The sequence below is a fragment of the Gardnerella sp. DNF01205 genome, assembly GCF_049244135.1.
GTDB classification, from domain to species: domain Bacteria; phylum Actinomycetota; class Actinomycetes; order Actinomycetales; family Bifidobacteriaceae; genus Bifidobacterium; species Bifidobacterium leopoldii.
The window spans coordinates 594,374-619,063 of the sequence record NZ_CP058378.1; the positions used below are offsets into that span (position 1 = coordinate 594,374).

At 39.6% G+C, this 24,690-nt stretch carries 23 protein-coding genes; 18 read left to right on the forward strand and 5 right to left on the reverse strand.

Annotated features, from left to right (window positions below; all coding sequences use genetic code 11):
* Positions 1-165 precede the first annotated feature (165 nt).
* The 13 genes from HXT47_RS02550 to HXT47_RS02610 all read left to right on the forward strand — a co-directional run bounded on the left by HXT47_RS02550 (position 166) and on the right by HXT47_RS02610 (position 15,396).
* Positions 166-1,794 (forward strand): peptide ABC transporter substrate-binding protein, encoded by a 1,629-nt coding sequence (locus HXT47_RS02550; protein WP_101885958.1) that lies wholly within the window; start codon positions 166-168, stop codon positions 1,792-1,794.
* 201 nt (positions 1,795-1,995) lie between these two features.
* Complete coding sequence (locus tag HXT47_RS02555) at positions 1,996-2,922, forward strand: ABC transporter permease (RefSeq protein ID WP_004105077.1); 927 nt, start codon at positions 1,996-1,998, stop codon at positions 2,920-2,922.
* Between the two features lie 12 nt (positions 2,923-2,934).
* Complete coding sequence (locus HXT47_RS02560; protein WP_004105075.1) at positions 2,935-3,927, forward strand: ABC transporter permease; 993 nt, start codon at positions 2,935-2,937, stop codon at positions 3,925-3,927.
* A 24-nt stretch (positions 3,928-3,951) separates the two neighbouring features.
* Entirely contained in the window at positions 3,952-5,976 is a 2,025-nt protein-coding gene (locus HXT47_RS02565) for a dipeptide ABC transporter ATP-binding protein (RefSeq protein ID WP_004105069.1), read from the forward strand.
* Positions 5,977-6,155: 179 nt separating this feature from the next.
* The gene (locus tag HXT47_RS02570) at positions 6,156-7,022 is read left to right on the forward strand and encodes an exodeoxyribonuclease III (RefSeq protein ID WP_004573925.1); all 867 of its coding nucleotides are present in this window, start codon (positions 6,156-6,158) and stop codon (positions 7,020-7,022) included.
* 179 nt (positions 7,023-7,201) lie between these two features.
* Complete coding sequence (locus HXT47_RS02575; protein WP_004105066.1) at positions 7,202-7,966, forward strand: DUF3710 domain-containing protein; 765 nt, start codon at positions 7,202-7,204, stop codon at positions 7,964-7,966.
* A gap of 24 nt (positions 7,967-7,990) precedes the next feature.
* A complete protein-coding gene (locus tag HXT47_RS02580; protein ID WP_421789245.1) occupies positions 7,991-8,812 on the forward strand; it encodes a DUF3159 domain-containing protein in 822 nt (273 codons plus the stop codon).
* A gap of 37 nt (positions 8,813-8,849) precedes the next feature.
* Positions 8,850-10,268 carry a class I SAM-dependent RNA methyltransferase gene (locus tag HXT47_RS02585; protein ID WP_421789247.1) on the forward strand — a complete coding sequence of 473 codons (1,419 nt, stop codon included), beginning with the start codon at positions 8,850-8,852 and terminating at the stop codon, positions 10,266-10,268.
* 679 nt (positions 10,269-10,947) lie between these two features.
* Complete coding sequence (locus HXT47_RS02590) at positions 10,948-11,694, forward strand: hypothetical protein (RefSeq protein ID WP_421789249.1); 747 nt, start codon at positions 10,948-10,950, stop codon at positions 11,692-11,694.
* Positions 11,695-11,706: 12 nt separating this feature from the next.
* Positions 11,707-13,359, forward strand: coding sequence for an InlB B-repeat-containing protein (locus tag HXT47_RS02595; RefSeq protein ID WP_421789251.1), 1,653 nt, complete (start codon positions 11,707-11,709; stop codon positions 13,357-13,359).
* A 502-nt stretch (positions 13,360-13,861) separates the two neighbouring features.
* A complete protein-coding gene (locus HXT47_RS02600; RefSeq protein ID WP_421789253.1) occupies positions 13,862-14,164 on the forward strand; it encodes a hypothetical protein in 303 nt (100 codons plus the stop codon).
* Positions 14,165-14,179: 15 nt separating this feature from the next.
* A complete protein-coding gene (locus HXT47_RS02605) occupies positions 14,180-14,398 on the forward strand; it encodes a helix-turn-helix domain-containing protein (protein ID WP_421789255.1) in 219 nt (72 codons plus the stop codon).
* Positions 14,395-15,396: a DNA cytosine methyltransferase gene (locus tag HXT47_RS02610; protein ID WP_421789257.1), complete on the forward strand. Its 1,002-nt coding sequence runs from the start codon at positions 14,395-14,397 to the stop codon at positions 15,394-15,396. Before HXT47_RS02605 ends, HXT47_RS02610 begins: the two co-directional genes overlap by 4 nt.
* 51 nt (positions 15,397-15,447) lie before the next feature.
* Here the strand turns inward: HXT47_RS02610 and HXT47_RS02615 are convergent, their stop codons facing one another.
* Genes HXT47_RS02615 through HXT47_RS02635 form a run of 5 tightly spaced genes read right to left on the reverse strand, consistent with a single transcriptional unit; the run spans position 15,448 to position 19,789 of the window.
* Complete coding sequence (locus tag HXT47_RS02615; protein ID WP_101887651.1) at positions 15,448-16,344, reverse strand: hypothetical protein; 897 nt, start codon at positions 16,342-16,344, stop codon at positions 15,448-15,450.
* A gap of 7 nt (positions 16,345-16,351) precedes the next feature.
* Positions 16,352-16,561: a helix-turn-helix domain-containing protein gene (locus tag HXT47_RS02620; RefSeq protein ID WP_101887650.1), complete on the reverse strand. Its 210-nt coding sequence runs from the start codon at positions 16,559-16,561 to the stop codon at positions 16,352-16,354.
* Between the two features lie 12 nt (positions 16,562-16,573).
* Positions 16,574-18,412: an AAA family ATPase gene (locus HXT47_RS02625; protein WP_421789260.1), complete on the reverse strand. Its 1,839-nt coding sequence runs from the start codon at positions 18,410-18,412 to the stop codon at positions 16,574-16,576.
* Complete coding sequence (locus HXT47_RS02630; RefSeq protein ID WP_421789262.1) at positions 18,409-18,864, reverse strand: ABC-three component system middle component 2; 456 nt, start codon at positions 18,862-18,864, stop codon at positions 18,409-18,411. The genes HXT47_RS02625 and HXT47_RS02630 overlap by 4 nt, the downstream gene beginning before the upstream one ends.
* On the reverse strand, positions 18,851-19,789 hold the full coding sequence (locus HXT47_RS02635) for an ABC-three component system protein (RefSeq protein ID WP_415702203.1): 939 nt from the start codon (positions 19,787-19,789) through the stop codon (positions 18,851-18,853). The genes HXT47_RS02630 and HXT47_RS02635 overlap by 14 nt, the downstream gene beginning before the upstream one ends.
* A gap of 194 nt (positions 19,790-19,983) precedes the next feature.
* Here HXT47_RS02635 and HXT47_RS02640 point away from each other — a divergent pair, with 194 nt between their 5' ends.
* The 5 genes from HXT47_RS02640 to HXT47_RS02660 all read left to right on the forward strand — a co-directional run bounded on the left by HXT47_RS02640 (position 19,984) and on the right by HXT47_RS02660 (position 24,478).
* On the forward strand, positions 19,984-20,121 hold the full coding sequence (locus HXT47_RS02640; protein ID WP_180947116.1) for a hypothetical protein: 138 nt from the start codon (positions 19,984-19,986) through the stop codon (positions 20,119-20,121).
* Between the two features lie 281 nt (positions 20,122-20,402).
* Positions 20,403-21,020, forward strand: a complete 618-nt coding sequence (locus tag HXT47_RS02645; protein WP_421789265.1) for a hypothetical protein — start codon at positions 20,403-20,405, stop codon at positions 21,018-21,020.
* 12 nt (positions 21,021-21,032) lie between these two features.
* Positions 21,033-21,791, forward strand: a complete 759-nt coding sequence (locus HXT47_RS02650; protein WP_421789267.1) for a phage antirepressor KilAC domain-containing protein — start codon at positions 21,033-21,035, stop codon at positions 21,789-21,791.
* Entirely contained in the window at positions 21,784-22,158 is a 375-nt protein-coding gene (locus HXT47_RS02655; RefSeq protein ID WP_421789269.1) for a hypothetical protein, read from the forward strand. The genes HXT47_RS02650 and HXT47_RS02655 overlap by 8 nt, the downstream gene beginning before the upstream one ends.
* Positions 22,151-24,478 carry a VapE domain-containing protein gene (locus HXT47_RS02660; protein WP_421789271.1) on the forward strand — a complete coding sequence of 776 codons (2,328 nt, stop codon included), beginning with the start codon at positions 22,151-22,153 and terminating at the stop codon, positions 24,476-24,478. The genes HXT47_RS02655 and HXT47_RS02660 overlap by 8 nt, the downstream gene beginning before the upstream one ends.
* Positions 24,479-24,690: the final 212 nt, after the last annotated feature.

Below are 24,690 nucleotides of genomic sequence, written 5' to 3' on the forward strand. Positions count from 1 at the left end.
TTTGTAAAAATACGTATCATTGAATTTTAATCAACGAAGAGGCCTCGTCATTGGCTTGCGAGAATCCATCTGGCAATAAAAACCGGATGGATTTTTATGTTTTAGCTGATGCTTGGCTTTTTTGTGATATGACAATCCTGCCTACCAGACGTTAGGAGAAAATATATGAAGAATAGGGCTTTGGCTTTCGCTGCTGCTGCCTGCTCGCTGGCAATGTTACTTGGTGGCTGTGGCTCTTCCGCTAAGAATGCACAAACAAACGGTGGCAAGGTTATTATTACCGTTTCAAACTCTGAGCCACAAAACGAATTAGTCCCTGGAAACATTAACGAAAATGCTGGCGCTCGTCCTGCCATGTTGGTTAATTCCACGTTGGTAACTTTCGATGAAAAGGGTAATCCTGTAAATGAGGATGCTGAAAGCATCACTCCAAATGCTGATGCTACCCAGTACACCGTGAAGGTTAAGAAAGGAAAGAAGTTCAGCGATGGCACTCCTATTACAGCCGAAAGCTTTGTGAAGGCTTGGAGCTTCGTCGCTAACGCTAAGAATGCTCAGAAGTGTGCTTCCTTCTTCCAAACCATTAAGGGTTATGCTGATTTGCAGAAGGATGGTACTAAGGGTGACGAACAGCTTTCTGGTTTGAAGGTTGTTGATGAAAATACTTTTACCGTTGATCTGGAACAGCCAGATTCTGTATTCCCAATTAAGGTTGGCTACTTGGCATTTGCTCCACTTCCGGAATCCTTCTACAAGGATCCAAAGGCTTATGGCGAAAAGCCTGTTTCTTCTGGTCCATACTTGTTCAAGTCTTGGGATCACAACAAGCAGATCGAAGTTGTAAAGAATCCTGATTACAATGGTCCGCGCAAAGCTCAGAATGATGGCGTAACTTTCAAGGTTTATACAGATGGTAACGCTGCATACCGCGATGTGCAGGCTGGAAACCTCGATATGACTGATAATATTCCAGATACCCAAACTAAGACTTTCCAGAAGGATACAACTGTTAAGGCTTACAACCGTCCAGGTTCTGTAATCCAGCAGTTCACTATTCCTTCAAGCCTCCCACACTTCGATGTAAAGACTGAAGAAGGTAAGCTTCGTCGTCAAGCTATTTCTATGGCTATAGATCGTAAGGTGATTATCGACAAGATTCTCAATGGCACTGCTTCTCCTGCAAACGAATTTACTTCTCCATTGACTCCAGGCTATAAGGCTGATCTTAAGGGTCACGAGAACGTAGAATTTAATGCAAAGAAAGCTAAGGAACTTTGGGCTAAGGCAGATAAGATTTCTAAGTATGATGGATCTCTTACTTTCTCCTACAATGCCGATGGAAATGCAAAGTCTGTGTTCGATGCTGTTGTGAATTCCCTCAAGAATAATCTCGGAATCAAGGCTGAAACCACTCCAATTCCTACATTCCAGGAATTCCGTAATGCTTGCGCTAAGCGTCAGATTAAGGGTGCATGGCGTGCAGGTTGGATGCCAGATTATCCAAGTGCAGAAAATTACTTGACTCAGGAATTTGCTTCCGTTGCAGCTGATGGCAATGGCTCCAACGAAGGTGATTATAAGAATCCAAAGTTCGACGATTTACTTAAGAAAGCTGCATCTTCTAAGCCAGAAGAGGCTATTAAGCTCTATCAGCAAGCAAACGAAATCCTTCTTGAGGATCTTCCATCTGTCCCATTGTTCTACTCGAACGCTAAGGCTGTGATGGTTCCAACTTTGAAGGGCTTCACAATGGATTGGCAGAATATGCCGCTGTACTATCAGCTTCACAAATAAGCTGGTAGCTAATTAAGAAAACAGCATAGTGTTACATACTTTTTAGAAAGTTAGTAAGTAACACTAGTTGGTTCCTCTCAATAATTTGATATCGCTTATTGCGAAATTGCTGCTCCAGCTAAACTAGTTAAATAAAACTATTGAGCTGGAGCGGCACTTTGTTGTTTTTTGAGTAAGTTTTAACAATTCAAGGAGAATTCGATGGGTAAGTACATTCTGCGTCGTATTTTGCAGATGATTCCTGTTGTTCTCGGCACAACATTATTAGTTTATGCTTTAGTATTTGCTTTGCCTGGAGATCCAGTAAAAGCAATGTTTGGAGAAAAACCTGTTAATCCTGCAGTGGCTGCACAAATACGAGCCGAGTATAACTTAGATAAACCATTTATTATTCAATATTTACTATTCTTAAAGAATGCTCTTACCCTCGATTTTGGTCATACTTTTGCAGGTCAACCAGTTATCGATGAAATTGGTCGTGCATTCCCAGTTACTGTTCAACTAGCAATTATGGCATTCGCTTTCGAAGCAATATTTGGTGTCATATTTGGCATAATTTCAGGTTTGAAGAAAGGCAAGTGGTATGACAGTGTGATCCTGGTTGTATCACTTCTTCTTATTTCTGTTCCAACATTTGTGACAGGTTTCGTAGGACAATACTTATTTGGTGTTAAATGGCGTATATTACCAGTTACAGCTAGTAACGATCCTGGATTCTTCGATTTGCTTCTTCCTGCAATGGTTCTTGGTTCTGTGTCTATGGCGTACATCATTCGACTTACAAGATCTGAAATCTCTTCAAATATTTCGCTTGATTATGTGCGTACAGCTCGTGCAAAGGGCTTAAAAGAAGGCTCTGTTATTGTTCGCCACGTTTTGCGCAACTCGCTTATACCTGTCGTCACCTTCTTAGGCCAGGATTTGGGTGCTCTTATGGGCGGTGCAATGATTTCGGAAACAATCTTCAACATTCATGGCGTTGGATTCCTCACATATCAAGGGATTCTAAAAGGAGAAGGAAACCTTGTTGTTTCCATTGTCACGCTTTTGACATTGATATTTGTATTTAGCAATTTTCTTGTTGATATGTTGTACGCGGCTCTTGATCCGCGCATTCGTTACGCGTGAGGGGAGTACACTATGGAAGATAATTTGATGAAAAATGATTTGATTGCAAATAATGCTTCAAATTGCAATATATTACCGGGGCAAGAACGCTACGTTGCACCATTAGACGATACGCCTATTCAAGAAGTGGATTCCGTAGACGAATCCGCTGCTGCAACGAGTATGTGGGCAGATACCTGGAGAACTTTGCGCAGGAATCCATTGTTTATTGTTTCTGCAGTTTTGATTATTGCAATTATTTTTGTTGCATTCTTCCCAAGCATTCTTACAAAGCACAATCCTAATTATTGCGTTTTGGAACACTCTCTTGAGCCAGCTTCAGCCGCGCATCCATTTGGTTTTGATATGCAAGGTTGCGATATTTATGCTCGAGTTGTTTATGGTACTCGTACATCGCTAAGTGTTGGTTTGCTTGCAACTATTTTGGTTGTACTTGTTGGTTCTTTAATTGGTGCGTTAGCAGGATTCTTCGGAGGCTGGGTTGATACTATTCTCAGCCGAATAACTGATATCTTCTTGGCTTTACCAATGCTTCTTGGTGCAATCGTAGTTTTACAAATGTTCCGTACATCTAAATCAATTTGGAAAATTGTGCTTGTTATGGTGCTTTTTGGATGGGTTAGCGTTGCTCGTATTGCACGAAGCGCTGTTATGGAATCAAAAAATCTTGAATTCAATACCGCATCTACTGCTTTAGGATCTACTCCAATACGTAATCTTTTCAAACACATTATCCCGAACTCTTTGGCTCCAATCATTGTTGTTGGAACAACTTCGCTTGGAACTTATATTGTGTTGGAAGCAACATTAAGCTTCCTTGGAATTGGTTTACCAAGTACTACTGTCAGCTGGGGTGGAGATATTTCTACCGCTAGAAATGTTCTTACTACGAACCCAGAAGTCTTGTTCTATCCGTCTATTGCACTCGCAATTACTGTGCTCGCCTTTATTATGATGGGTGATGCTGTAAAGGATGCATTAGATCCGAAGAGCCGTAAGGCGTGAATTTAGCGTGGAGGAATAAAACTTATGAATACAACACGTAAAGATATAGACATTCGCGCCATGCAGCTAGAGCAAGGGCCATTGTTGGAAGTAAAAAATCTCCAGGTTGATTTCACAACAGACTCAAAAAAAGCTGTTCATGCTGTTAGAGATGCTAGCTTCTGTGTTTATCCTGGTCAGTGGGTTGCAATTGTAGGTGAATCTGGTTCAGGAAAGTCCACTTCTGCAATGGCTGTTCTTGGTCTTCTTCCTGGAACCGGTCATGTTACAGGTGGATCTATTAAGCTCAAGGGTAAAGAAATTAGCAGTTTGAAGCCAAAAGAGATTGCTGCTTTGCGTGGTACTGCAATGGGTCTAGTTCCGCAGGATCCTATGAGCAACTTGAACCCCGTGTGGCGTATTGGCGAACAAGTTAAAGAAGCATTAATCGCAAATGGTGTTGACGTTGATCACGAGAAGCGTTCTTCATTAGCTGAGGCTCTTGCAGGCGATTCTGTTCAAGTCAAAAGCAATGAGGATGAAACATTCCTTGGCTCTAAAGAATTACCAGATTTGATTGAAGTCGCTAAGAAAGCTTTGAAAGAAGTTGGGCTTGATGAGCATAATGATGCTGAAAAGTTCAATGAAGCTATTGATTACTACAAGAAAGAGTGGGTTCCAGGCTCTGAAACTCGTTGGCGCGTAGCAGACGATTTAATCAAATATGGTGTGAATGACGACAAAGCTTGGGAAATCGCCAAAAAGTATGTTGTAGGTGCAAGCGTTGAAGATCGTATTGCTGGTTTGCTTGACGAAGCTGGTTTGCCAGATGCTGCAACTCGTGCACGTCAGTTCCCACATGAGTTTTCCGGCGGTATGCGTCAGCGCGCTTTGATTGCTATTGGTTTGGCTTGCCGACCGGACTTGCTTATTGCAGATGAGCCAACTTCCGCTTTGGATGTTACTGTGCAAAAGCGTATTCTTGACCATTTGCATACACTAACTGATTCGCTCGGAACTTCTGTTCTCTTCATTACACACGATTTAGGCTTGGCTGCCTCTCGCGCGCAGCATGTTGTTGTTATGTATAAGGGTCGTGTTGTTGAATCTGGCCCATCGTTGGAAGTTTTGCAGCATCCTCAGCATCCGTATACAAAGAGACTTGTTGCTGCCGCTCCAAGCTTAGCTTCTCAGCGCATTATTTCTGTTAAAGAACACGGTGGTAACGCTGATAACTTGCTTGAGCATCACGTAGTAGGTGAGCAAACTCTTGAAAAAAGTGAGCATATTATTACTGTGGATCACTTAACTCGTGAGTTTAAGCTTCCTCGCAAGAAAGAGCTTTTTAAGGCTGTTGACGACGTTTCATTCTCTATTAAGCGTGGTACAACGTTAGCTATCGTTGGTGAATCTGGTTCAGGTAAATCTACCGTTGCGAATATGGTTTTGCGACTTCTTAAGCCAACAAGTGGAACTGTTACTTACGAAGGTAAGAATATTTCCGATTTAAAGGGTGCGGATTTGCTTGACTTCCGTCGCCATGTGCAGCCAGTTTTCCAGAATCCGTATGGTTCTTTGGATCCTATGTACTCAATTTATCGTTCAATTGAAGAACCTCTGCGTATTCATAAGATTGGTGATAAAAAGAGTCGTAAAAACCGTGTGGTAGAGCTTCTAGACATGGTTCGTATGCCTGCTTCAGTTATGACTCGATTCCCGAACGAACTTTCTGGAGGACAGCGTCAACGAATTGCAATTGCTCGTGCTATGGCTTTGGACCCAGATGTTATAGTTTGCGATGAAGCTGTATCTGCTTTGGATGTGCTTGTGCAAGATCAGGTTTTGCACTTGCTTAACGATTTGCAGGCGGAGCGTGGTTTGAGCTATTTGTTCATCACACACGATTTGGCTGTCGTTCGTCAGATTGCAGACGAAGTTGTTGTTATGCAGCATGGAAAGCTTGTTGAGCATGCAACTACAGATGAGGTATTCGATCATCCACAGATGGAATACACTCGCGATTTGCTCGATGCAATTCCAGGAGGAAATTTGGAGCTTGGTTTAGACTAAATAGTACAAGCTGATAAAAAGGTGCAGGTTTTATAGAATCTGCACCTTTTTATTTTTCTATTAATTCCGTGTTTATTGGTTGAGTAATCCATAACTTGTAATCTGTGTTGGTTGCGTGATTTATGTCCGTTGTTTAGTGATGGAGCTGTTTGTGTTGTGTACATATTAGAGTTGATTACATGATTACAATTACGACTTCGAATTTAAATGGTATTCGTGCAGCTGAGCGCAAAGGTATGCTTAACTGGTCTGACGCGCATACTCCAGACGTGTGGTGTATGCAAGAAGTGCGCGCTCCGCAGGATGCAATCGACCCAATTATGACAAAAATTGAAATGGGATATCGTGCGTCTGAAAATATCGTAAATTCTATAAAAGACGATAATTTTACTTATACAAATGAAGTTTGCCGTGTAAAAGGTCGAGCTGGAGTAGCTCTAGTTACGTCCCTTCCTGTAGTTGAAAAACGCTACGGTTTGCCTGGTTTAAGTGAGGATGTTGATTCTGGGCGATGGGTTGAAACTGACGTGTGTACTCCTGACGGCTATGAAATCACTATTGCTTCTGTGTATGTTCACGCTGGAAACGTGGACGATCCGCAAAAAATGAAACAAAAATTCCGCTTTTTAGACACAATGCTTACTCGTTTAGGGGAGCTTCGAGATGCAGCAGCAAGTGGCGGAAATCAAGCGATTTTGTGCGGTGACTTTAATATTGCGCATACTTCACTTGATATTAAAAACGCTAAGGCTAATGAAAAAAGTGCAGGATTCTTGCCAGAGGAACGTGCGTATATTGATCGCTGGATTAACGAATATGAATTTGTGGACGTTATGCGCATGCTTGCAGGAGATATTCAAGGACCATACACTTGGTGGAGCCAGCGCGGTAAAGCTTTCGACAATAACGTTGGTTGGAGATTAGACTACCAGTTCGCAACTCCTGAAATTGCGGAAAGCGCTCGCGGATTTGTGATCGATCGTGCTGAAAGCTATGATGCGCGATGGTCTGATCATGCGCCGTTAAGTATAAAGTATGACGTGTGATGCGTAAGTATTAATTTGCATAATGTGAAATAACTAAGTAATCGCATGTGTATATGAATGTACTATATACGCAAATTTTTCAGTGCTTTGCTTGTGCTATTCTGGTGAAGTTAGGCAATTTACAATAATAAGTAATAAATATATTTTTGTAGATTTGTTGTTTTAAGAAATGAGGAATAATGGGTTGGTTATTTGGCCGACATGAAGAAGAAAAATCTTCAAAAGTTGAAGACAAAATCGTAGAGGTAAAAACTGGTCCATGGGATTTCAATGATGAAGATGCTCCTGATTTTAGCGATTATCTAGATTTTGGTTCAATCTATATTCCATACTTTCAAGGCATTGAGTTGCGAGTAAAAAAGCAGCATGAAACATCGCAAGTTCTTGGTATGACAGTAACTTATGGTTCTTCAAGCGTAGAAGTTGAAGCTTTTGCTGCGCCTAAAACATCTGGTATCTGGCTAGAAGTGTGCAAAGATTTGCTTGATGGAAATAGTCAAGCGTGTACAGTACAAGGCGAATTTGGTACTGAGCTACTGTTACCTGTAAAAGTTGGAGAAAAAACCATTACAACGCGTATTGTTGGCGTTGATGGTCCTAGGTGGATGCTGCGCGGAGTATTCTCTGGGCCTGCAGCAACAGAGCTTGCAGATAATAATAACGAAACAAAACAATTAGATGAATGGTTTAAGGGGATTGTTGTAAATCGTGGTGAAGAGCCGCTTGCGCCTCGCGATTTTATTCCTATGCATGATCCAATAACTAGAGAAGAAAAAGAAGCTGCTTTAAATGCAGAAAATAGCGGTAAAGATGGGGAAAATAATACGTCTGATGAAGATGCTAATAATGCACTAAAAAAAGACGATAAACCATTAGGTTACGACCAACAAGTAGAAGTAAAAACTACGCTTACACGCGGTCCAATGTTTGCTGAAATTAGATAATGCAAGTAGTAGAAAGTTAATTGAATGGATTCACAAGAATCTTTACAGAAATCCGAAGAAGAGTTTTCTTCGCAAGAGTTTTCAAATGAAGTAAAACTCAACGATTCTGCGCAAACCAACGATTCTGCGCGAACCAAAAAACGCTCAGGACTAGCGACATTGGCTTCAATCGGAGCCGAAGGATCTACATTTTCTGTAATTGATTCAATGGGTGGCGTTCGAGGCGTAATCGAATCCATGCTTCCAGGCTTGCTGTTTGTTATTTGCTTCGTTGTAACACGAAATGTGCAAACAACGGTTATTGTTGCAGCTGTGATTGCTGTTTTGCAAGTTGTGATTCGTCTTATTCAGAGGCAATCGCTTATGGGAGCAATTAGTGGACTTATTTCCATTGGAATCTGCCTTGTTTGGGTGTGGACGAGTCACCAAGCGCGCGACTACTATATGATGGGCTTTATTACGAATGCTGTTTATGGTGCTCTTCTTGCTATTTCGCTGATTGTGCGCGTGCCTGCTTTAGGGATTGTGATTGAGTCAATTCGCAAAATGCCTACAGAAAACTTTGGTGCGTGGCTTCACGAATGGCTCGATTATAAGCCGCTTAAGCGAGCGTATATGTATGTGACAGGATTGTGGATTGCTGTTTTTGTGCTGAGGCTCGTTTTGCAAGTGCCATTATATTTGACGAATCACGTTGTGTGGCTTGGTACCGTTCGCTTGATTATGGGATTGCCGTTCTGGGCGCTCGCAATTTGGGTTTCTTACTTGATTATTGCAACGCCGTTTATGCGACTTCATCATAAAAATCATGAAGAGAAGCAGAGCGAAGAAAATCAGCTTAACTAAAATCAGCCTAACAAAACGCAAAACTAGGGGGTAGCTTATGCAAGTGACGATGCGAATCGAGCGATATGCGGATCAAGGCAGATGTGTAGGTCATCTTGACGGACGCGTTGTATTCGTGCGATTTGCGCTGCCTGGTGAGCTGGTTATTGTGCGTATGGATGAGCCGATGCGTGCAAAAGCGCACTTTTTTACCGGTGAAGTTGTGGAAGTTTTGGAGCCTAGTGCGAATCGTGTGGAGCCGCAATGGAAGCTCGCTGGTCCTTTGGCTCAAGGCGGCGGAGTTGGTGGCGCAGATTTAATTCACGTTTCTTTGCCTGGGCAGATTCGTTGGAAGGCTTCCGTAATTGCCAATCAATTCCAGCGTTTAGCGCATATGGATGTTGCGGATAACGATGTTAGAGTTGAGCGAATGCCAGGTGATGAGGAGCTTAACGGATTTAATTGGCGTACGCGCATGGAGTTGGTTGCTGATGATGAAGGGCGATTGTCTATGCGAAAGCGTGAGTCGCATGATCGCATTGCGATTGATACTATGCCGCTTGCGTCGCGCGCTGTTTTAGCTGTTGCGGATTCTTTGGATTTGTGGAATCGAGAATTTGAGCCAAATTCGCAAATTCGCCTTGCTGTTCCAGAGCCTCGAGTTGAGGGCTTGGACTTTGGTGTTTCTGGTGATAAGTCTGCGCTCCTTAGTGCGATTGGCGAAAATTATGCGCTTATAGTAAATGATGAGTTGGTTGCAGGATCTGCTTTGTTGCGAGAGCGCGTGCGCGTTGCGGTTGATGATGATTCATCGCGTGCGCGTACTTTTGATTACGATGTTGATGCGCGTGGTTTTTGGCAGATTCATCGCGCAGCTCCAGAACATTTGGTGAACTACGTTTTGGGATTAGTCCGTTCTGCGCTTGGTGGGCGCACTAAGAATACGGTTTTGTGGGATTTGTATTCTGGATCTGGTTTGTTTACGATTCCGCTTGCGACTTTGGCTAATATTGGCGGAGATTCTTCTTGCGCTGCTGGCGCTCTTGGTTCTGCAGAGCCAGCGCGCGTTCTTAGTATTGAGGGTGCGCCGATTGCTGTGAAGAATGCAAGGCGAAACATTGGGCGCGCAGGTCTTAGCAGGGATGTTGTTGAAGCGCTTGAAGGCGATGTTGCGCAAACGCTTGAATCGCAGGTGTTTAAGGCGAGTAAGTCATCTAAGATTGTGCGCCGATTTGCGCATCCGGATGTTGTTGTGTTGGATCCTCCTCGCGCTGGTGCTAAAGCTCAAGTTTGTAAGCAGATTGCGAAGTCTGGAGCAAGAAGCGTTGTGTATGTTGCTTGCGATCCGACCAGTCTTGCTCGCGATGTTGGCACGTTTAAGGAGCTTGGTTACAGCGTTCAGTCTTTGCGCGCGTTCGACATATATCCCAACACTCACCACGTCGAGACTGTCGTATTGATGTCTAGGGCTGATTAGGTGGGTGCAAATTTGCCCTTGTGTAGCAGTGTTTAGCGAGGGTTATCGTTAAAAGGTTTAATGCGAAGCAGCTTTAAGCTGCGTTCTCGTGGTTTTTGAGTGCGATTTTGCTGTATGAGGGAACATGTCGACGCTCTGGGGTCGAGTGCACAAGATGGATAACGTTAAAAAGTGCACCCACTTTGCACCCACCTTGTGGAGTGGGGATATACAGTATTACAAGCATAATATAGTAAGAAATAATATGATGCTCTAAATCAAAGTTTCAGAGTACAGAGCAATAGTTTCAGAGTTCAAAAGCAAAGCTTCATTGTATACAACACGTAATGAAGCTAGATGGGAGCGTAATGAAAATAGACGAGTAAAAATAACAAATATACAATATATAAAGGCTAGTCAATATAGATTTTTTCTTGTATAATTAGCACAAGAAAAATTAGCATAAAAGGTTGACAAGCCATGAAAAAACTGACAAAATCCTTGACAGACAGACAGACAGACAGACAGACAGACAGACAGACAGACAGACAGACAGACAGCGTAGTTCTGTCTTTTTTCACATAGACTTTTTTAATTGGCAGAAATATATACCTGATGGATAGGTATGTGTTTCTGCCTATTTTTATGCAATTTTTCAAAACAATAAAAAGAACATTATTAGATTGATAAGGAGAAAAATATGAAAACATTAGTAAAAAAGACAATGGGTCTATTGATGGCAACATTAGTAGCATTTGGTGTAATGGCCGGAACTACGCAAGCGTTTGCGGCTGGAAGTAATGTAACAAGTGAATATGATCAACAATCTGAAAACATGATCAAGGGAACGATTACCTTAACTGACGTAGTAAAAAATGCTGGTAAGGATGTAAACAAAGATGGCAAGGTTTACTATGAGGGCGTTGTTTCAGGAACTGTTGAGACGAGTGATCTGTTGGAAGGTGCATATCAAAAATATATTAAAGACTTTAAGGGCAAAAAAATTGGGGGTAAGCAGATTGATCATTTGGTGATGTTCGATAAAGGACAAAATTTCCCAACAGCTAAATATACTGTTACTTTTCCTAAAAACTTTAAGTTTAACTTAGATGAAATTACCTGTTCAGCAAATACAACCATGATTAGTGGAATAGAAAAATCATACGATAAGGATACCAATTCAGTAACTTTTACTTTTAGTCTTGGAAACTGGAACGATTACGAGGGCTTCTTCAAAATGTATGAAGAAGAAAAGAAAGCTGGAATGACAGGTCATCCTATTTCCATTAATATCCCATACTCGGTAGAAGTCCAGGATAATTCTGTTAAGAATTTAGGAGAAATAACAGCCGAAGGTAAATGCGAATTATATAAAAAGGCTTTGTTCTGGGAATTTAGCATCGTTGATATTAAAACAAACAAAGTAGTTATAAATGTTGAGCGTTAATAGGATAATTATATGAAGAAGATTTTAAGTGCAATATTAGCTGTTTTGCTTCTTTCAACATTCTCATCAGGTGTAGCATTTGCTGAGAGTAATTTTGACGGTATGCCTGATAATATGAAAAAAGTTGTGAAAGATAACTACTGGGCGGAACTTGAGTATAAGAGCAATAATCCAATACCTAAGTATCTAATGACACCTGAAGAAAGCTCGCTTAAAGGAATAGATTTTTCAAGCAATGATGGTTCATTTTTCTCTAACACTGGTATTAGAGCAGATAGAGCAGGCGTTATGGATGTGTTAGGCATGGATTATATGGGAGGTTTAATCCCTGCTTATAAGATGCTTGCTGATGATCCAACACTTTTTAATACTGAAGATGTGAAGCAACAGTTTAATATGGAACTGTACAAGGCGTTCAACATGGACGTTAAGACAAATTTTCCTTTGGACAAGGATAAAGACCAGTTTGTTTATGGCGATATAGCTGTAAATGATGATACGCAGCATGATAAAGTTGCTTCTCTTACAAAAGGTAGTGATGTAAAGCTTAAGTTCAGTCTTGATACTACTAATGTAAAAAAGATACTCAATGCAGTCTTACTTTGGAATCATAGTGCCAATACGGGCTTTAATGATGATTGGAAGAATGCGGTATACGACTCAGACATTGACTTCGTGTTTGTACTTGATCTGCCGAAAGGCGTGACTGTAGATGATAACACTACATACGCTTTCTCAGGGCTTAATGGATTTACTGTAACTCATAAACTCGATAAACAGCGTTTAATTGTTCATGCTCGTAAAAACCGTAGCACAGATCTTCAGACATTAAAAAAGGCTTTTGAAACTATCAACAAATTAAATGAAGTTGCTTTAACAATTTCAAAAGTCAAAATTGAAGATTCGGTAGAAACGGAAAAGAACTTAACTATCACTGGTTATGCGTATGGTGCTTATGACAGTGTATACGGGAATAATAAAGATGTAATCACCAAAAGAGATATGAGTAAAAAGAAGGATAATGATTACATCAACCGAACTTATCATATGATGGCAGCTATGCAAAATGATGCTGGACGTGATAGCATGGCAGATGCGAAAAAACCAAAATTGATAACTTACACGTTCCAAGTGAAGCAACCTGCTCAAAGCACGGTTACTTTCAAGGATGGCGATAAGACGCATGCAACAGTAAAGGTAGAAACTGGTAAGTCTATTGATACTGATGCGTTGACTAATGAGTCTATGCCTGCTGATCCAATGAAGGCTGGTTATACCTTCAAGGAATGGAATACAAAGGAAGACGGTAAAGGTACTGCGTTTACGGGAGCAAGCGTAGTAAATGGTGATATGACTGTATATGCCATTTATACAAAAGATTCTGTGCCGACACCGGATCCGGCTCCGAATCCTCCGGCACCAAATCCGGATCCAACTCCAAACCCACCTACACCTACACCGGATCCAGTGCCTAATCCACCGACTCCGGAACTTAAGCCAAATCCTCAGACACCAGTTCCTCAGCCGCAGCCTGAAAAGCATATTGGCATGATTCCTAAGACGGGTGAATCAGCATCATTTGCAGGATTGCTCGCAGCTATAGGGTTCTCGATTGCAGGACTTGCAATTCTTCGTAAGAAGAAAATGATGGAAGAAAACAAGTAAGTAGGCACTGCTTGTTTTAAGTAACGAGCATTGGTTATTAGAAGATGGCTCTAGCGATATGTTAGAGCCATCTTTTTGTATATTATCTTTTGATTGTTATTTGAGATATAAGCTTTCTTATTTTCAATAAGAAATAATATGATGCTCCAAGTCAAAGTTTCAGGATTCCTATAAATAGTTTCAGAGTTCAAGGGCAAGGTTTCATTGTATCCAACACGTAATGAAACTAGAGATATTACAGGAAATGATACAAAGTTTGGTGGATGCTGCTTAGAAGAACACTGTAAATAAGGACTTATTGTAGGTTGATGAAACAGAAGAACGTGAATGAAAGTCTAGCGTGAATTGATGCTGGATTTTTTCTTTTTAGGGGTGTCTTTTTTGCTTTATGGGGTGTGTGCGATTTATACAAAGGGGTGTTCTTTTACTTCTTAGGGGGTCTATAAGTGCTTGACTTATTCCGGAGGCTGAGTGATGTATAGACTACAGGGAGGATAAGTCAATGCGAGAATTAAAGAAAATACTGCAAGACGAGATGGTTCATTTAGTAGGGCTAGCTCGCAACGAACTCAAAAGATCAATAAGCAAGGCATTTGATAGTGAGTTCGTTGGCGATTACAAACTATTGGAAACTATCGTCAAACGAATTACTGTCAGGGAAAATCATGAAGCGAGGTTTACTTTCATTGATGGAAGTAAGGCTAAGGAGCATATTGCAGGTACCGGGAAAATCCTAGTTAAAACCTCGGATATGATTAATACAAACTTGACTAAAAGCTATATTAACGCTATAATAAGTATATAAATTAAGGAGGTTTGCATGGATGTGAGAAATAAAATAAAACAAATTAGATTACAAAGTCTTCTAAGTCAACAAGACTTTGCTAAGCAGATAAATGTTTCCTTTTGTACAGTTAATAGATGGGAAAATGGCAAAGCTATACCAAACTATAAAGCACTATCTGACATAAAAGATTTTTGCAAGAAAAAGGGAATCGCTTTCGATATAGATATCATTCATGCAGGGGAAAATAAATGAAAGTATTAAGCTTATTTAGTGGGTGTGGTGGATTAGATTTAGGGTTTGAAAAAGCTGGTTTTGAAATACCAGTGGCTAATGAGTTTGACAAGACTATATGGGATACTTTCAAGATTAATCATCCGAAAACACATTTAATCGAGGGTGATGTTAGAAAAGTATCAAAAAATGACATCTCTGAATATCTGTCTGGGGACTTGGACGGAATTATTGGTGGACCGCCATGCCAATCTTGGTCAGAAGCCGGTTCTTTGAGAGGCATAGATGATGACAGAGGGAAACTTTTCTTTGACTATATTCGTATATTAAAAGATTTTAAACCTAAATTCTTTTTGGCAGAAAATGTGAGCGGCATGTTAGCCAATAGGCATTCCAGCGCGGTTCAAAATATTCTGCATCTTTTTAATGACGCTGGCTATGATGTGAATCTTACACTCGTAAATGCTAAAGACTATGGAGTTGCACAAGATAGAAAACGTGTGTTCTATATAGGCTTTAGAAAAGATTTAAATATAAAATTTTCTTTTCCAAAAGGATCTACAGAGGACGATGAGAAGAAACTTACCTTAAAAGATGTCATTTGGGATTTGCAAGATACGGCCATTCCTGCGAGAGAGCGAAATCATCATAATCCAGTTGCTATAAATAACAATGAGTATTTTATCGGAGCGTTTTCCTCTATATTTATGAGTAGGAATAGAGTTCGTTCTTGGAATGAACAAGGATTTACAGTGCAAGCTTCTGGAAGACAATGCCAGCTTCATCCTCAGGCTCCCAAGATGATTAAATTTGGGATGAATGATTGCAGGTTTGTAAAAGGAAAAGAATCTCTATACCGTCGAATGACTATAAGAGAAATAGCCAGAATACAAGGATTTCCAGATAATTTTAAGTTCATATACGATAGCTTAGATACAGGCTATAAGATGATTGGAAATGCAGTACCAGTAAATTTAGCGTTTGAAATAGCTATTGCAATTAAAAAAGTTCTATCATAATTTAAATAAGTGGTGGAAACTTTAAACTAAGTTTCCACCACTTATCTGTGTTTATATGTTTACAGATTCAGTATGCTGTATCAACTCAAGACCTAAATTATTAGTATTAGAAACGCCTAATAGATCTAAAGCTGATTTTAATCGTTCATATACAGCATCTCCCTTTTCTAAAAGAGGTCTATTAAATACTAATTCATAATCCAATTTTCCATTAGTTACGAACCAATTTACATAAACTGCCAAAGGTCTGTTACCATCATATTTATTTTTAAGTGAACGATAATTTAATGCTTTACAAGCGAAATACACCTTTGGATTCTGATCAACGTAATCATCAATGGCAATCAACGAATTAGCAGCGTCTTGAGTTGTGTCTATATTATCTCTTTTAACTAGTATAAAGTTTGCAACTCCACTGTCTTTTATAATAACGTCATTAACATATGCATTTCGTTTATCCTCAGATAGGTTTGTACCCGCATAGACATCAATGACTTGCTGCCTAGTAAGATCTATTTTTTCACTTAACTGACCGCTTTTAACATTTAATAATTCAAATTTCCAACCAAGTGTGATAGCACCTTTATCTGTGCGACCTAATTTACTCTTGTATATTAGTGGTCTTTTTTGAAAATCGTTCTGTAGTTTAGTCACAGCGCTGATAATAATCTCTTGCCACTTAGATCCGAATAACTGTTCTGCACGATCAGCATTGGTTTTATTTTCAAGAAATTCAGCATTTTCTTGCTTAAAAGAGATTTTAAACTCTTTAACACAGTTGTTACTATTAACAGCTTCTACATATATATCGGTTTTAGGTTCACCTTTTTTGCAGGTTGGCTTTCCAGAATTATTTACTTTAAAGAATTCTCCTTCATAACAAAATGTTGAGTCAACACTAAACAGTGATAATATTTTATGTTCTTCGGGACCAAATGTTTTTGCCATAATTTTTTTACCTCATTTCTTTTTGTATTTCCATAATGTCACTAATATCGCAGCTTAAAGCGATACAGATTTTCAGTAATATGTCCGTGGTTACGTTCTTATTCTTTCCGAGTTTTGCTATTGTGTTAGAACTTATTCCACATTGTTTTCTGAGATCTTCTTTTGTCATCTTTTTATCCAATAAAAGATGCCACAGCTTTTCGTAAGTAAAATACATATAATTCTCCTATTATTTGTGCTCTGAATTAACTACATCATTAAGGAAACCATATCTACCTGAATTTGGATTTCTGGTGAACTCAATTAAATTAACATTGTTGTAAGAATGATTTTCAGGTAAAAATGGTAATTCATCTTTTTGTTCAATCATAATAATCTGTCTATCAGATTCATTAGAAAGCATATAGTGCATGAAGTTGGATTTTACTGATTCGGATTCTTTAATATACTCTGCTTCTGACAATTGAGTTAAGGCGGAGTCCATAGCAAAAAATCCAGGCGCAAAACCACTCTTCTTGTAAATATATGATTGCATTGAATAAGCTACTAGCGTGTTTAATACTGCAGAATATCCTCCGCCCATGCAGGTTGATTTACTAGTGTTATCAATTTCAACATCGAAGGAACTCGCATTGATTCTTGCGGTAGAAGCGCCACCTATATGAGCTCCGCTCAATGCTGAGATAAGCTCAGTTTCATATTCATGAATCAACTCGTAATCAAAAAACGAGAATATGTTAAATTGTGTTTGAATTGGATCTTTTTCGTTTTCCTTTTCAAATAAATCATCATTGTAGATGGTTTCATTTTCTTTGATAAAATCTAATTCGTCTTTCCATCTTATAATTTTTAGGTTTTTGTCAAGCGTTTCTTTAAAAGAGAACAGCCTAGGCTTTAACTCGTTATTAATGTAGTTATCAATATAAGCTTTTTTGCTTTCTAATTGAGCTATTCTTTTTTCTAGTTCAGCTTTCTTTATAGCTGTTGTACTTTTAGCATATTCTAAATCAGAAATATGCCTTTTTAATTTTTCTAATTCTGCAACAGCTGCTGCAACATAGTCTTCTCTTGGCTCAGATTTTAATGCTGAGTTGCAAAATGGACAATTTTTTTGAATATGAATATCAGAAGATGCTATATGACCATCTACTATAAATCCTAAGCGTTGAATATCTGATTGGTATTGTTTGTTGAGAGCATCAAAATTATATAGAACGGTATTGCATTCAGATAGTTTGCTATTAAATTCATATAAATCAGCCATTAATTTTTTGCTGGATTCTTTTGCAGAGTCTAGTTGCTTTTGAATTGTGCTAATTTCTTTTGTAGTAGAATCAATAACCATTTGAATATTTTCTACATCAGATTTTGAAATAGATTCTTCTAACTCTTGACGCCTTTGTGATAAACCATCTTTTTTCGTGCGTATGTACATAATAAGAGCTTCACGTTTAGCTTTGTTGATGTTTGGATCTTCTACTTTTATTAAGTCATTGGCATCTTTTCCTGTTAATAAAAATAGTAGAGCAGAGCCAGATGCTGTTTTCCAAGAGCCAGGCATTAAAAGTGCAGAGGTTTCTCTCGCAATGTCTTTTTGCTTCATGAAAAAAAGATGCAAGATAGAACGCCATGTAAGAGTTTGTGTTTTTCCTTTTTTAGAAGAACGTATCTTATGCTCACCATTGATTCCAATTAACTTTAAAAGAGCATCATTAATACTTTTTTTAGTATTAGAACCGGCACCGTAAATTCCAGAATCTATATTATGATCTGAACTGGTAACACAAATCGTATTTGTGCCTATCTCCCTTTTTAGTGTTACGAGTCCGAAATTTGTTTGAACACTAAGGGTTACATGCGTATAACCATTGTTATTGTCTACAATTTTAGATGGTCTATCCGATTTTGGAGTAAATCCAAATGCGTAGTCTATGCAATCCATAATCAAGCTTTTGCCTGTGTTAGAAGGACCAACTATCAAATTGAATCCGTTTTTAAACTCGATCACTGAATCTTCATGACCTCCACCAGAAATAACTAATTGTTTTAATATAAATCTATTCATCATTTTTTCTCCAATGAAGCTGTAGCTAATTTAAAGATTTGTTTTTCCATTTGATTTTCATCTAGTGAGGGGAATGCACATACCACTTCTTGTATTGCAATCCGGTATTGGTTAGAGTATGCGTTGTTAATCTGTTGTACAACTTCTTTTCCAGTATGACTTATTGAGTAGAGATAGCCTTTAGTATCTGGGTAGAAGTTTACCAGTGATTTAAGTACCAATGATTTCAGAGATAATGATGCAAGCTTTAATTTGGATGAAAATTCGCTATGCCTAAAAAGACCATAACCATGTAAATTTTCATCAAGCAAATTAAAATCAGCTGCATAAATTGAAATAAAGTCTATACCAGCGATTTGCAGTTCATCTAATTTATAATCTTGTAATTCATCTAAGAGTATCAAAATTCTTAATGATGATTCAAAAGTTGAGCCAATTAATTCACTGCTGACCATTCTTTTTCACCCATTTTAGTTTGCCGTCATTTACTAAGTGATGACAAACTCCCTTTTTAATTTTCCCACTAATCCAATATGGAGATCTACTCAATAAGTAGTTGTTTAATGGAAGGGATACAACCTGTTCCATAACAGAAAGCATTTTTTCATACCCATTCGCATGAGTCCTTTTGGCTGTATCTTTGATACCGTCAAAAGTTTCGTCTTTCAAAACATCAAATTGATTGTTCAAGTTATCCGCATCAAGTTCCATAACTCCTCGCTCAATGGAAACTGCTGCATAATAGTCTGTGCGTCTATCGTTAAAATCTTCTTTGTAATCTGGAAGTGCCTGTAAATTAGATTCAGAAAAGTTATTAATATGTTCTGCATCGCCATAAGCAGCAAATAATTCATTAACGTAGGTTACTTCATTGTCAGAAACATACGAAGGGACGGGTACCTGTGGTGGACGCGGCAGGCTTTCAATTTTAGAACTTATATCTTGTATTAATTTTTGACTCTCTTCAAATGCTGAAGGGGGTCTTTTTTTATACTCTGATTTATTACAAAGTGATAAGAGGATTGCTTCTAATACTTCTTGGCATTCATTTTCAGGATATTCACCTGGTTGATTATTATCTTTTAACCAGTCACATACAGCTTGTCGAGAATCAGAATCATACATGCGGTCAAGTATCCATTGGGTGTATTTGTTTGGATCTCTATGGTCATACACATACTGCGCATCTACCATTTTTATAGACCGACTAGTCATATAACGATATTGGGTATCGGGTTTGTAATTGAGTAGTTTGCAACTGTCCATTGCGGCATCTTCAATAAAGTTGCCTATTATTGCAACAAAAAAATCTGCCTCATTTTTCCCATAAGAGATATAAGGTTTTAACCCTTTGGCATATTCAATAAAGTTCAAAATCATTTCCCTCCCTTCAAGCTTAAAAAACTCATCCGAATCCGTCCGAATCCGTCCGAGAAATCCGAATTTCACAATAAGCAAATTGTTATTCTCTAAGTGTAAGTGAGATTCAAATGTATTGAGATTTTCTCGCACAAATTATATCAGAAAATCTTGGCGAAAAACAAGATTTTCTGCATGTTTAGGAGGTGATGAAAATGCAAAAGAATACTAAGCAAACCTCGAAGCGAGTAGCTTCCAAGGCTAGCAAAGTGATGCGTGATGGACGCTATAGCAAGACAGCCAAGTCTGTAGCTGGCAGTGCTCTCGCACAAACAAAGAAAAGTGGAAAGTAACCACTCTAAAAAATCTAAATAATCGCAGGTCTGATTATTCAATCGGACCTGCATCACTCGAGGCATTAGCCTCAATTCATCTACACAAGTATGCCTACTTGATCAACAGGCTGATTCAGAGCTTGTGTAGAACAACTTAATAATGTCAGCAGTCTTACTGAATGAGGCAGCTGCAAGTCAAGATGAAGGAATTATTCGTTCTAGCTTGTGGTGTTTTGTCATGCCTTATTTGAGCTGAATTCAAGAAATTCCTTCATCGGAAATCAGATGGAGGATTTTTTATGAGAATTCAATTACGTTGTGACAATCATTTTACAACATTCGACCTCAAGCTTGATGAGGTTAAAGGCTGGCTTAATATCGACCTTCTTCCCGATGAAAGCGAAGAAGAGTTTGAGAAAAGAGCACAAGAAAAGGTAGATGCTGAGTTTAACCGTCCCGAGTATAACTCTCTGCATAAATATGAGAGGCATAAAGGTTTTACTAAGCCTTACAGCGGTGACGATGGTGAGGAAACCGATGATTATGAGTCTTGCATGAGTGATGTTAGAGACTCTGGCATCTTTTTCAAAACAGTAAATCAGATTAAAGCTTCAGAAGAATATAGGGCAGTTGAATCGTTTGTTTACTCGATTTTAAAGCCGGATGTGGCGGATCTTTTTATGGCTGTTCGTATTAGGAAGGTGGCGATTAACGAAAAGGCTGCATCCATGCTTAGCCATGATGCTTTTGAAACGGAGGCTGATTATAAAAAAGCCGTGGATCGCTTGGCTAACAACATTACTCAGAAGCTGAAGCGGGCTGAGAAAAAGTTAGTAAAGAATTTCAAAAAAGCGTCAGATTTTGGCATCCGCCGTGGCTACTTCATAGGAGGAACCAACTCCTCCAATAAAAATTAGGAGGTAGCTACTATGAAAGAGCTAATCAAAATCAGTTATAACAATGAACGTCCGACTGTAGATGGCCGTGTTTTGCATCAAGCACTTAATATCGGAACACCTTATGATAAGTGGTTTCCAAGAATGTGTGATTACGGTTTTGTTGAGGGTAAGGACTTTTCGACATTTTTGTCGGAAAGTACTGGTGGAAGACCAGCAACCAATCATCAGCTTACTATTGATATGGCAAAACAGCTATGTATGATTCAGCGTACAGAACTTGGCAGAAAATTCCGAGAATACTTTATTTCTGTTGAAGAGAAGTGGAACTCGCCTGATGCGGTAATGGCACGTGCGTTGCAAATAGCCAATAGGAAATTGAGTCTGCTTGAAGCACAAAATCTGAAACTTACCAATACTGTAGCCTTGCAAACACAGCAGATAGCAGAGCTTAAACCGAAAGCCAGCTATTACGATGTTGTGCTTAAATGCAAAGACATAATCTCCATGCGTGTGATTGCAAAAGATTATGGTAAATCGGCACAGTGGATGAACAACTATTTACATGACCTTGGTGTCCAATTTAAGCAATCTGATACTTGGCTTTTATATCAAAAATATGCTGAGAAAGGCTATACCAGCACAAAAACGCATACTTATGAAGACGCTAAGGGTATTACTCATTCAAAGGTTCACACCTATTGGACGCAGAAAGGCAGGCTTTTCATCTATCACCTCATGACACAACACGGGATCTACCCGTTGATTGAACAGGAGGCTAAAGATGAGTAAGTCTTATAAAAAACATTTAGAAACAACACCAAACTTCAAGCCTATCGTCTACATTTGTGCTCCCTACCGTGGAGATAAGGAGAAAAATGTGCAACACGCTATTCAGTGTGCGGCTTACGCGTATTCACGCGGAGCAATCCCAATCACTCCACACCTGCTTTTCCCGTTCATGGATGATGAGAATCAAAAGCATAGAGGGGATGCGATGTTTATGGACATTATCCTCTTAGGCAAATGCAACGAACTATGGGTGTTCGGAGAAAAAATCACAGGCGGCATGCAAGTAGAAATCAATTTGGCAGAAAAACGAAACCAGCCGATTAAGTATTTTACGGATAAGGATTTGGAGGTGAATATTGATGCGTAGTTTAGCTATCGCTTACGGTAACAACAGGCAGGCAAAGACGTGGGTTAATAAGACCATCACTTATGATGAGCTGAAAGATCGTCTTAAAGTGACGATTCGTACCTCAGAGTCAGCGGAAGAGTATGCGAAAATGAAGAAAACGGATCGTGATCTTGCAAAAGACCACGGTGGTTTCGTTGCAGGAGCGTTGGCTTATGGTAGGCGAAAAGTCGACAGTGTTGAGTTTCGCTCCATGCTCGCCTTAGATGGAGATCATGTTGCTAAAGATTTTATTGCACTCTATGAGAGTGTTGCTCCATACACGTCTTTTCTGTACACGACACACAGCCACACGCCTGATAATCCGAGGGTGAGAATTGTTTTTCCTTTAACAAGGAATGTAACACCTGACGAGTTTGTAGCAGTATCAAGGTATTTAGCTGACATGCTGGGTATTGACCAGTTTGATGAATGCTCTTACTTGCCTAACCAGCTCATGTACTGGCCGTCCACGCCACAAAACGGCGTGTACGAGTATAAAGAGGTTGAAAAAGACTGGCTTAATCCAGATGATATTTTATCCGCTCACCCTGAGTGGACAGATCCAACCAGGCTTCCGACCTCATCTCGTGAGAGTAAAGCGAATCAGGTGCAAAAGCAGAAAGTGCAAGATCCACTCGCAAAAAATGGTGTGGTTGGATTGTTTAACCGAGTATTCTATCCGATAACTCTTGCTTTGGAAAAGTTTTTAAGCGACATATATGAGCCGACAGATAATGAAAACCGCTGGCATCTTATAGCCTCACACAGTATGGCAGGAGTTGAGATTATCGAAGACAAGTTCGTTTACTCTCATCACGCTAAAGACCCGGCGTATTTAAAACTGTGTAACGCTTTTGATATCGTTCGCACGCACAAATTCGCTAGCTTAGACGAGAAAGAGTCGTTTAAGAAAATGAGCGAGTTTGCGATGAGTCTTGATGAAGTAAAACTTCAAGCGGCAAACGAGAGACTCTCGGAAGCAAAAGATGATTTTGTTGACAGTGAGGATTGGAAGAAAAAACTACGCTACACGTCTAAAGGCGCGGTTTTAGAAAACTCGCTCTATAATGCGAAACTCATTATTAAACACGATCCTTTGCTTAAAGGAATCGTTTTTAACCAGCTGGCTGATGGTCTTGAAATTAAAGGCGATGTGCCTTGGCAGCATCCTGCGAAGTTTTGGAGGGACGCGGACGACGCGCAGCTTATCTGCTACGTTGACGACCATTATGGTTCGTTTTCACAGAGAAACTATGATATTGCCGTAACGAAAGTATCAGATGATAGAAGTTATCATCCGATAAGACGCTATTTTGAGAGTCTTCCTCAATGGGATGGTGTGAAACGTGTAGACACGCTTTTTATCGACTATCTTGGTGCTGAAAACAACGCGTATATTCGTGCAGTGTGTAGAAAAACACTGTGTGCAGCATACATGCGTATCTACCATCCCGGTATTAAATTTGACTACCTTCCTGTTTTTAACGGTGCACAAGGTATCGGCAAGTCAACGTTTATAGCAAACCTTGGCATGGAATGGTTTTCAGACAGTCTCACACTTTCAGACATGAATGATAAGACGGCGGCTGAAAAACTCCAAGGATATTGGATTCATGAAATCAGCGAGCTTGCGGGCATGAAAAAAGCTGACCTTGATAAGGTAAAAGCTTTTGTTTCAAGACGTGACGATAAGTATCGTGCTTCTTTTGGGAAACGTGTAGCGCCACACCCGAGGCAGTGCGTGTTCTTCGGTACAACGAATAGTGAAAACGGTTATTTAAGGGATGTTACGGGTAACCGGCGTTTTTGGAATGTGAAAGTGTCGGGAAACGGTAAGTATAAGCCTTGGGAAATGACGCGAGAACTGGTTGACCAAATATGGGCGGAAACCATGGTTATTTCCAAGGCGGGTGAAGAACTGTTCCTTGACAAGAGCTTGGAGGCTTTCGCTAAAGAAGAACAGCGTGAAGCCATGCAACAAGACGACCGTGAAGGCATTGTCAGAGAGTATCTTAACATGCTTCTACCCGATACTTGGAATGAAATGGATATTTACAGGCGGCGAGATTACTTCCGTGACATGGAGGATCCGACACGGCCTAAAGGTGCGATTAAACGCATGGAAGTATCCAACATTGAAATATGGTGCGAATGCTTCGGGAAAGCCAAAGAAGATATTAAGCCTATCGACAGTTACACAATATCGGCGATTATGAAACGTTTGAAAGACTGGCAAAGATCTGACAATCGTAGAACCATACCAATCTATGGAAGGCAAAGAATTTATACCAGAATTTGAGTGGACAAGCGGATAAAAACAGGACAACTGAATGTAGCTTGTCCTGACTTTGTCACTTGTCCCACTAATAACAACAGGCTTTGGACGAACAGGGACGGACAACACATGAAAATCTATATTAAATAAAATCTTTATTTATTACTTATAGCGTACACGTAACACGTGTATTCGCGCGTAAAGGGATTTTTAGTCACTTGTCCGTCCTTGTCCCG

Excerpts from the sequence above, each read along its gene's own strand:
- HXT47_RS02550 (WP_101885958.1), top strand. The coding sequence starts at position 166 with ATGAAGAATAGGGCTTTGGCTTTCGCTGCTGCTGCCTGCTCGCTGGCA.
- HXT47_RS02555 (WP_004105077.1), top strand. The coding sequence starts at position 1,996 with ATGGGTAAGTACATTCTGCGTCGTATTTTGCAGATGATTCCTGTTGTT.
- HXT47_RS02560 (WP_004105075.1), top strand. The coding sequence starts at position 2,935 with ATGGAAGATAATTTGATGAAAAATGATTTGATTGCAAATAATGCTTCA.
- HXT47_RS02565 (WP_004105069.1), top strand. The coding sequence starts at position 3,952 with ATGAATACAACACGTAAAGATATAGACATTCGCGCCATGCAGCTAGAG.
- HXT47_RS02570 (WP_004573925.1), top strand. The coding sequence starts at position 6,156 with ATGATTACAATTACGACTTCGAATTTAAATGGTATTCGTGCAGCTGAG.
- HXT47_RS02575 (WP_004105066.1), top strand. The coding sequence starts at position 7,202 with ATGGGTTGGTTATTTGGCCGACATGAAGAAGAAAAATCTTCAAAAGTT.
- HXT47_RS02580 (WP_421789245.1), top strand. The coding sequence starts at position 7,991 with ATGGATTCACAAGAATCTTTACAGAAATCCGAAGAAGAGTTTTCTTCG.
- HXT47_RS02585 (WP_421789247.1), top strand. The coding sequence starts at position 8,850 with ATGCAAGTGACGATGCGAATCGAGCGATATGCGGATCAAGGCAGATGT.
- HXT47_RS02590 (WP_421789249.1), top strand. The coding sequence starts at position 10,948 with ATGAAAACATTAGTAAAAAAGACAATGGGTCTATTGATGGCAACATTA.
- HXT47_RS02595 (WP_421789251.1), top strand. The coding sequence starts at position 11,707 with ATGAAGAAGATTTTAAGTGCAATATTAGCTGTTTTGCTTCTTTCAACA.
- HXT47_RS02600 (WP_421789253.1), top strand. The coding sequence starts at position 13,862 with ATGCGAGAATTAAAGAAAATACTGCAAGACGAGATGGTTCATTTAGTA.
- HXT47_RS02605 (WP_421789255.1), top strand. The coding sequence starts at position 14,180 with ATGGATGTGAGAAATAAAATAAAACAAATTAGATTACAAAGTCTTCTA.
- HXT47_RS02610 (WP_421789257.1), top strand. The coding sequence starts at position 14,395 with ATGAAAGTATTAAGCTTATTTAGTGGGTGTGGTGGATTAGATTTAGGG.
- HXT47_RS02615 (WP_101887651.1), bottom strand. The coding sequence starts at position 16,344 with ATGGCAAAAACATTTGGTCCCGAAGAACATAAAATATTATCACTGTTT.
- HXT47_RS02620 (WP_101887650.1), bottom strand. The coding sequence starts at position 16,561 with ATGTATTTTACTTACGAAAAGCTGTGGCATCTTTTATTGGATAAAAAG.
- HXT47_RS02625 (WP_421789260.1), bottom strand. The coding sequence starts at position 18,412 with ATGATGAATAGATTTATATTAAAACAATTAGTTATTTCTGGTGGAGGT.
- HXT47_RS02630 (WP_421789262.1), bottom strand. The coding sequence starts at position 18,864 with ATGGTCAGCAGTGAATTAATTGGCTCAACTTTTGAATCATCATTAAGA.
- HXT47_RS02635 (WP_415702203.1), bottom strand. The coding sequence starts at position 19,789 with ATGATTTTGAACTTTATTGAATATGCCAAAGGGTTAAAACCTTATATC.
- HXT47_RS02640 (WP_180947116.1), top strand. The coding sequence starts at position 19,984 with ATGCAAAAGAATACTAAGCAAACCTCGAAGCGAGTAGCTTCCAAGGCT.
- HXT47_RS02645 (WP_421789265.1), top strand. The coding sequence starts at position 20,403 with ATGAGAATTCAATTACGTTGTGACAATCATTTTACAACATTCGACCTC.
- HXT47_RS02650 (WP_421789267.1), top strand. The coding sequence starts at position 21,033 with ATGAAAGAGCTAATCAAAATCAGTTATAACAATGAACGTCCGACTGTA.
- HXT47_RS02655 (WP_421789269.1), top strand. The coding sequence starts at position 21,784 with ATGAGTAAGTCTTATAAAAAACATTTAGAAACAACACCAAACTTCAAG.
- HXT47_RS02660 (WP_421789271.1), top strand. The coding sequence starts at position 22,151 with ATGCGTAGTTTAGCTATCGCTTACGGTAACAACAGGCAGGCAAAGACG.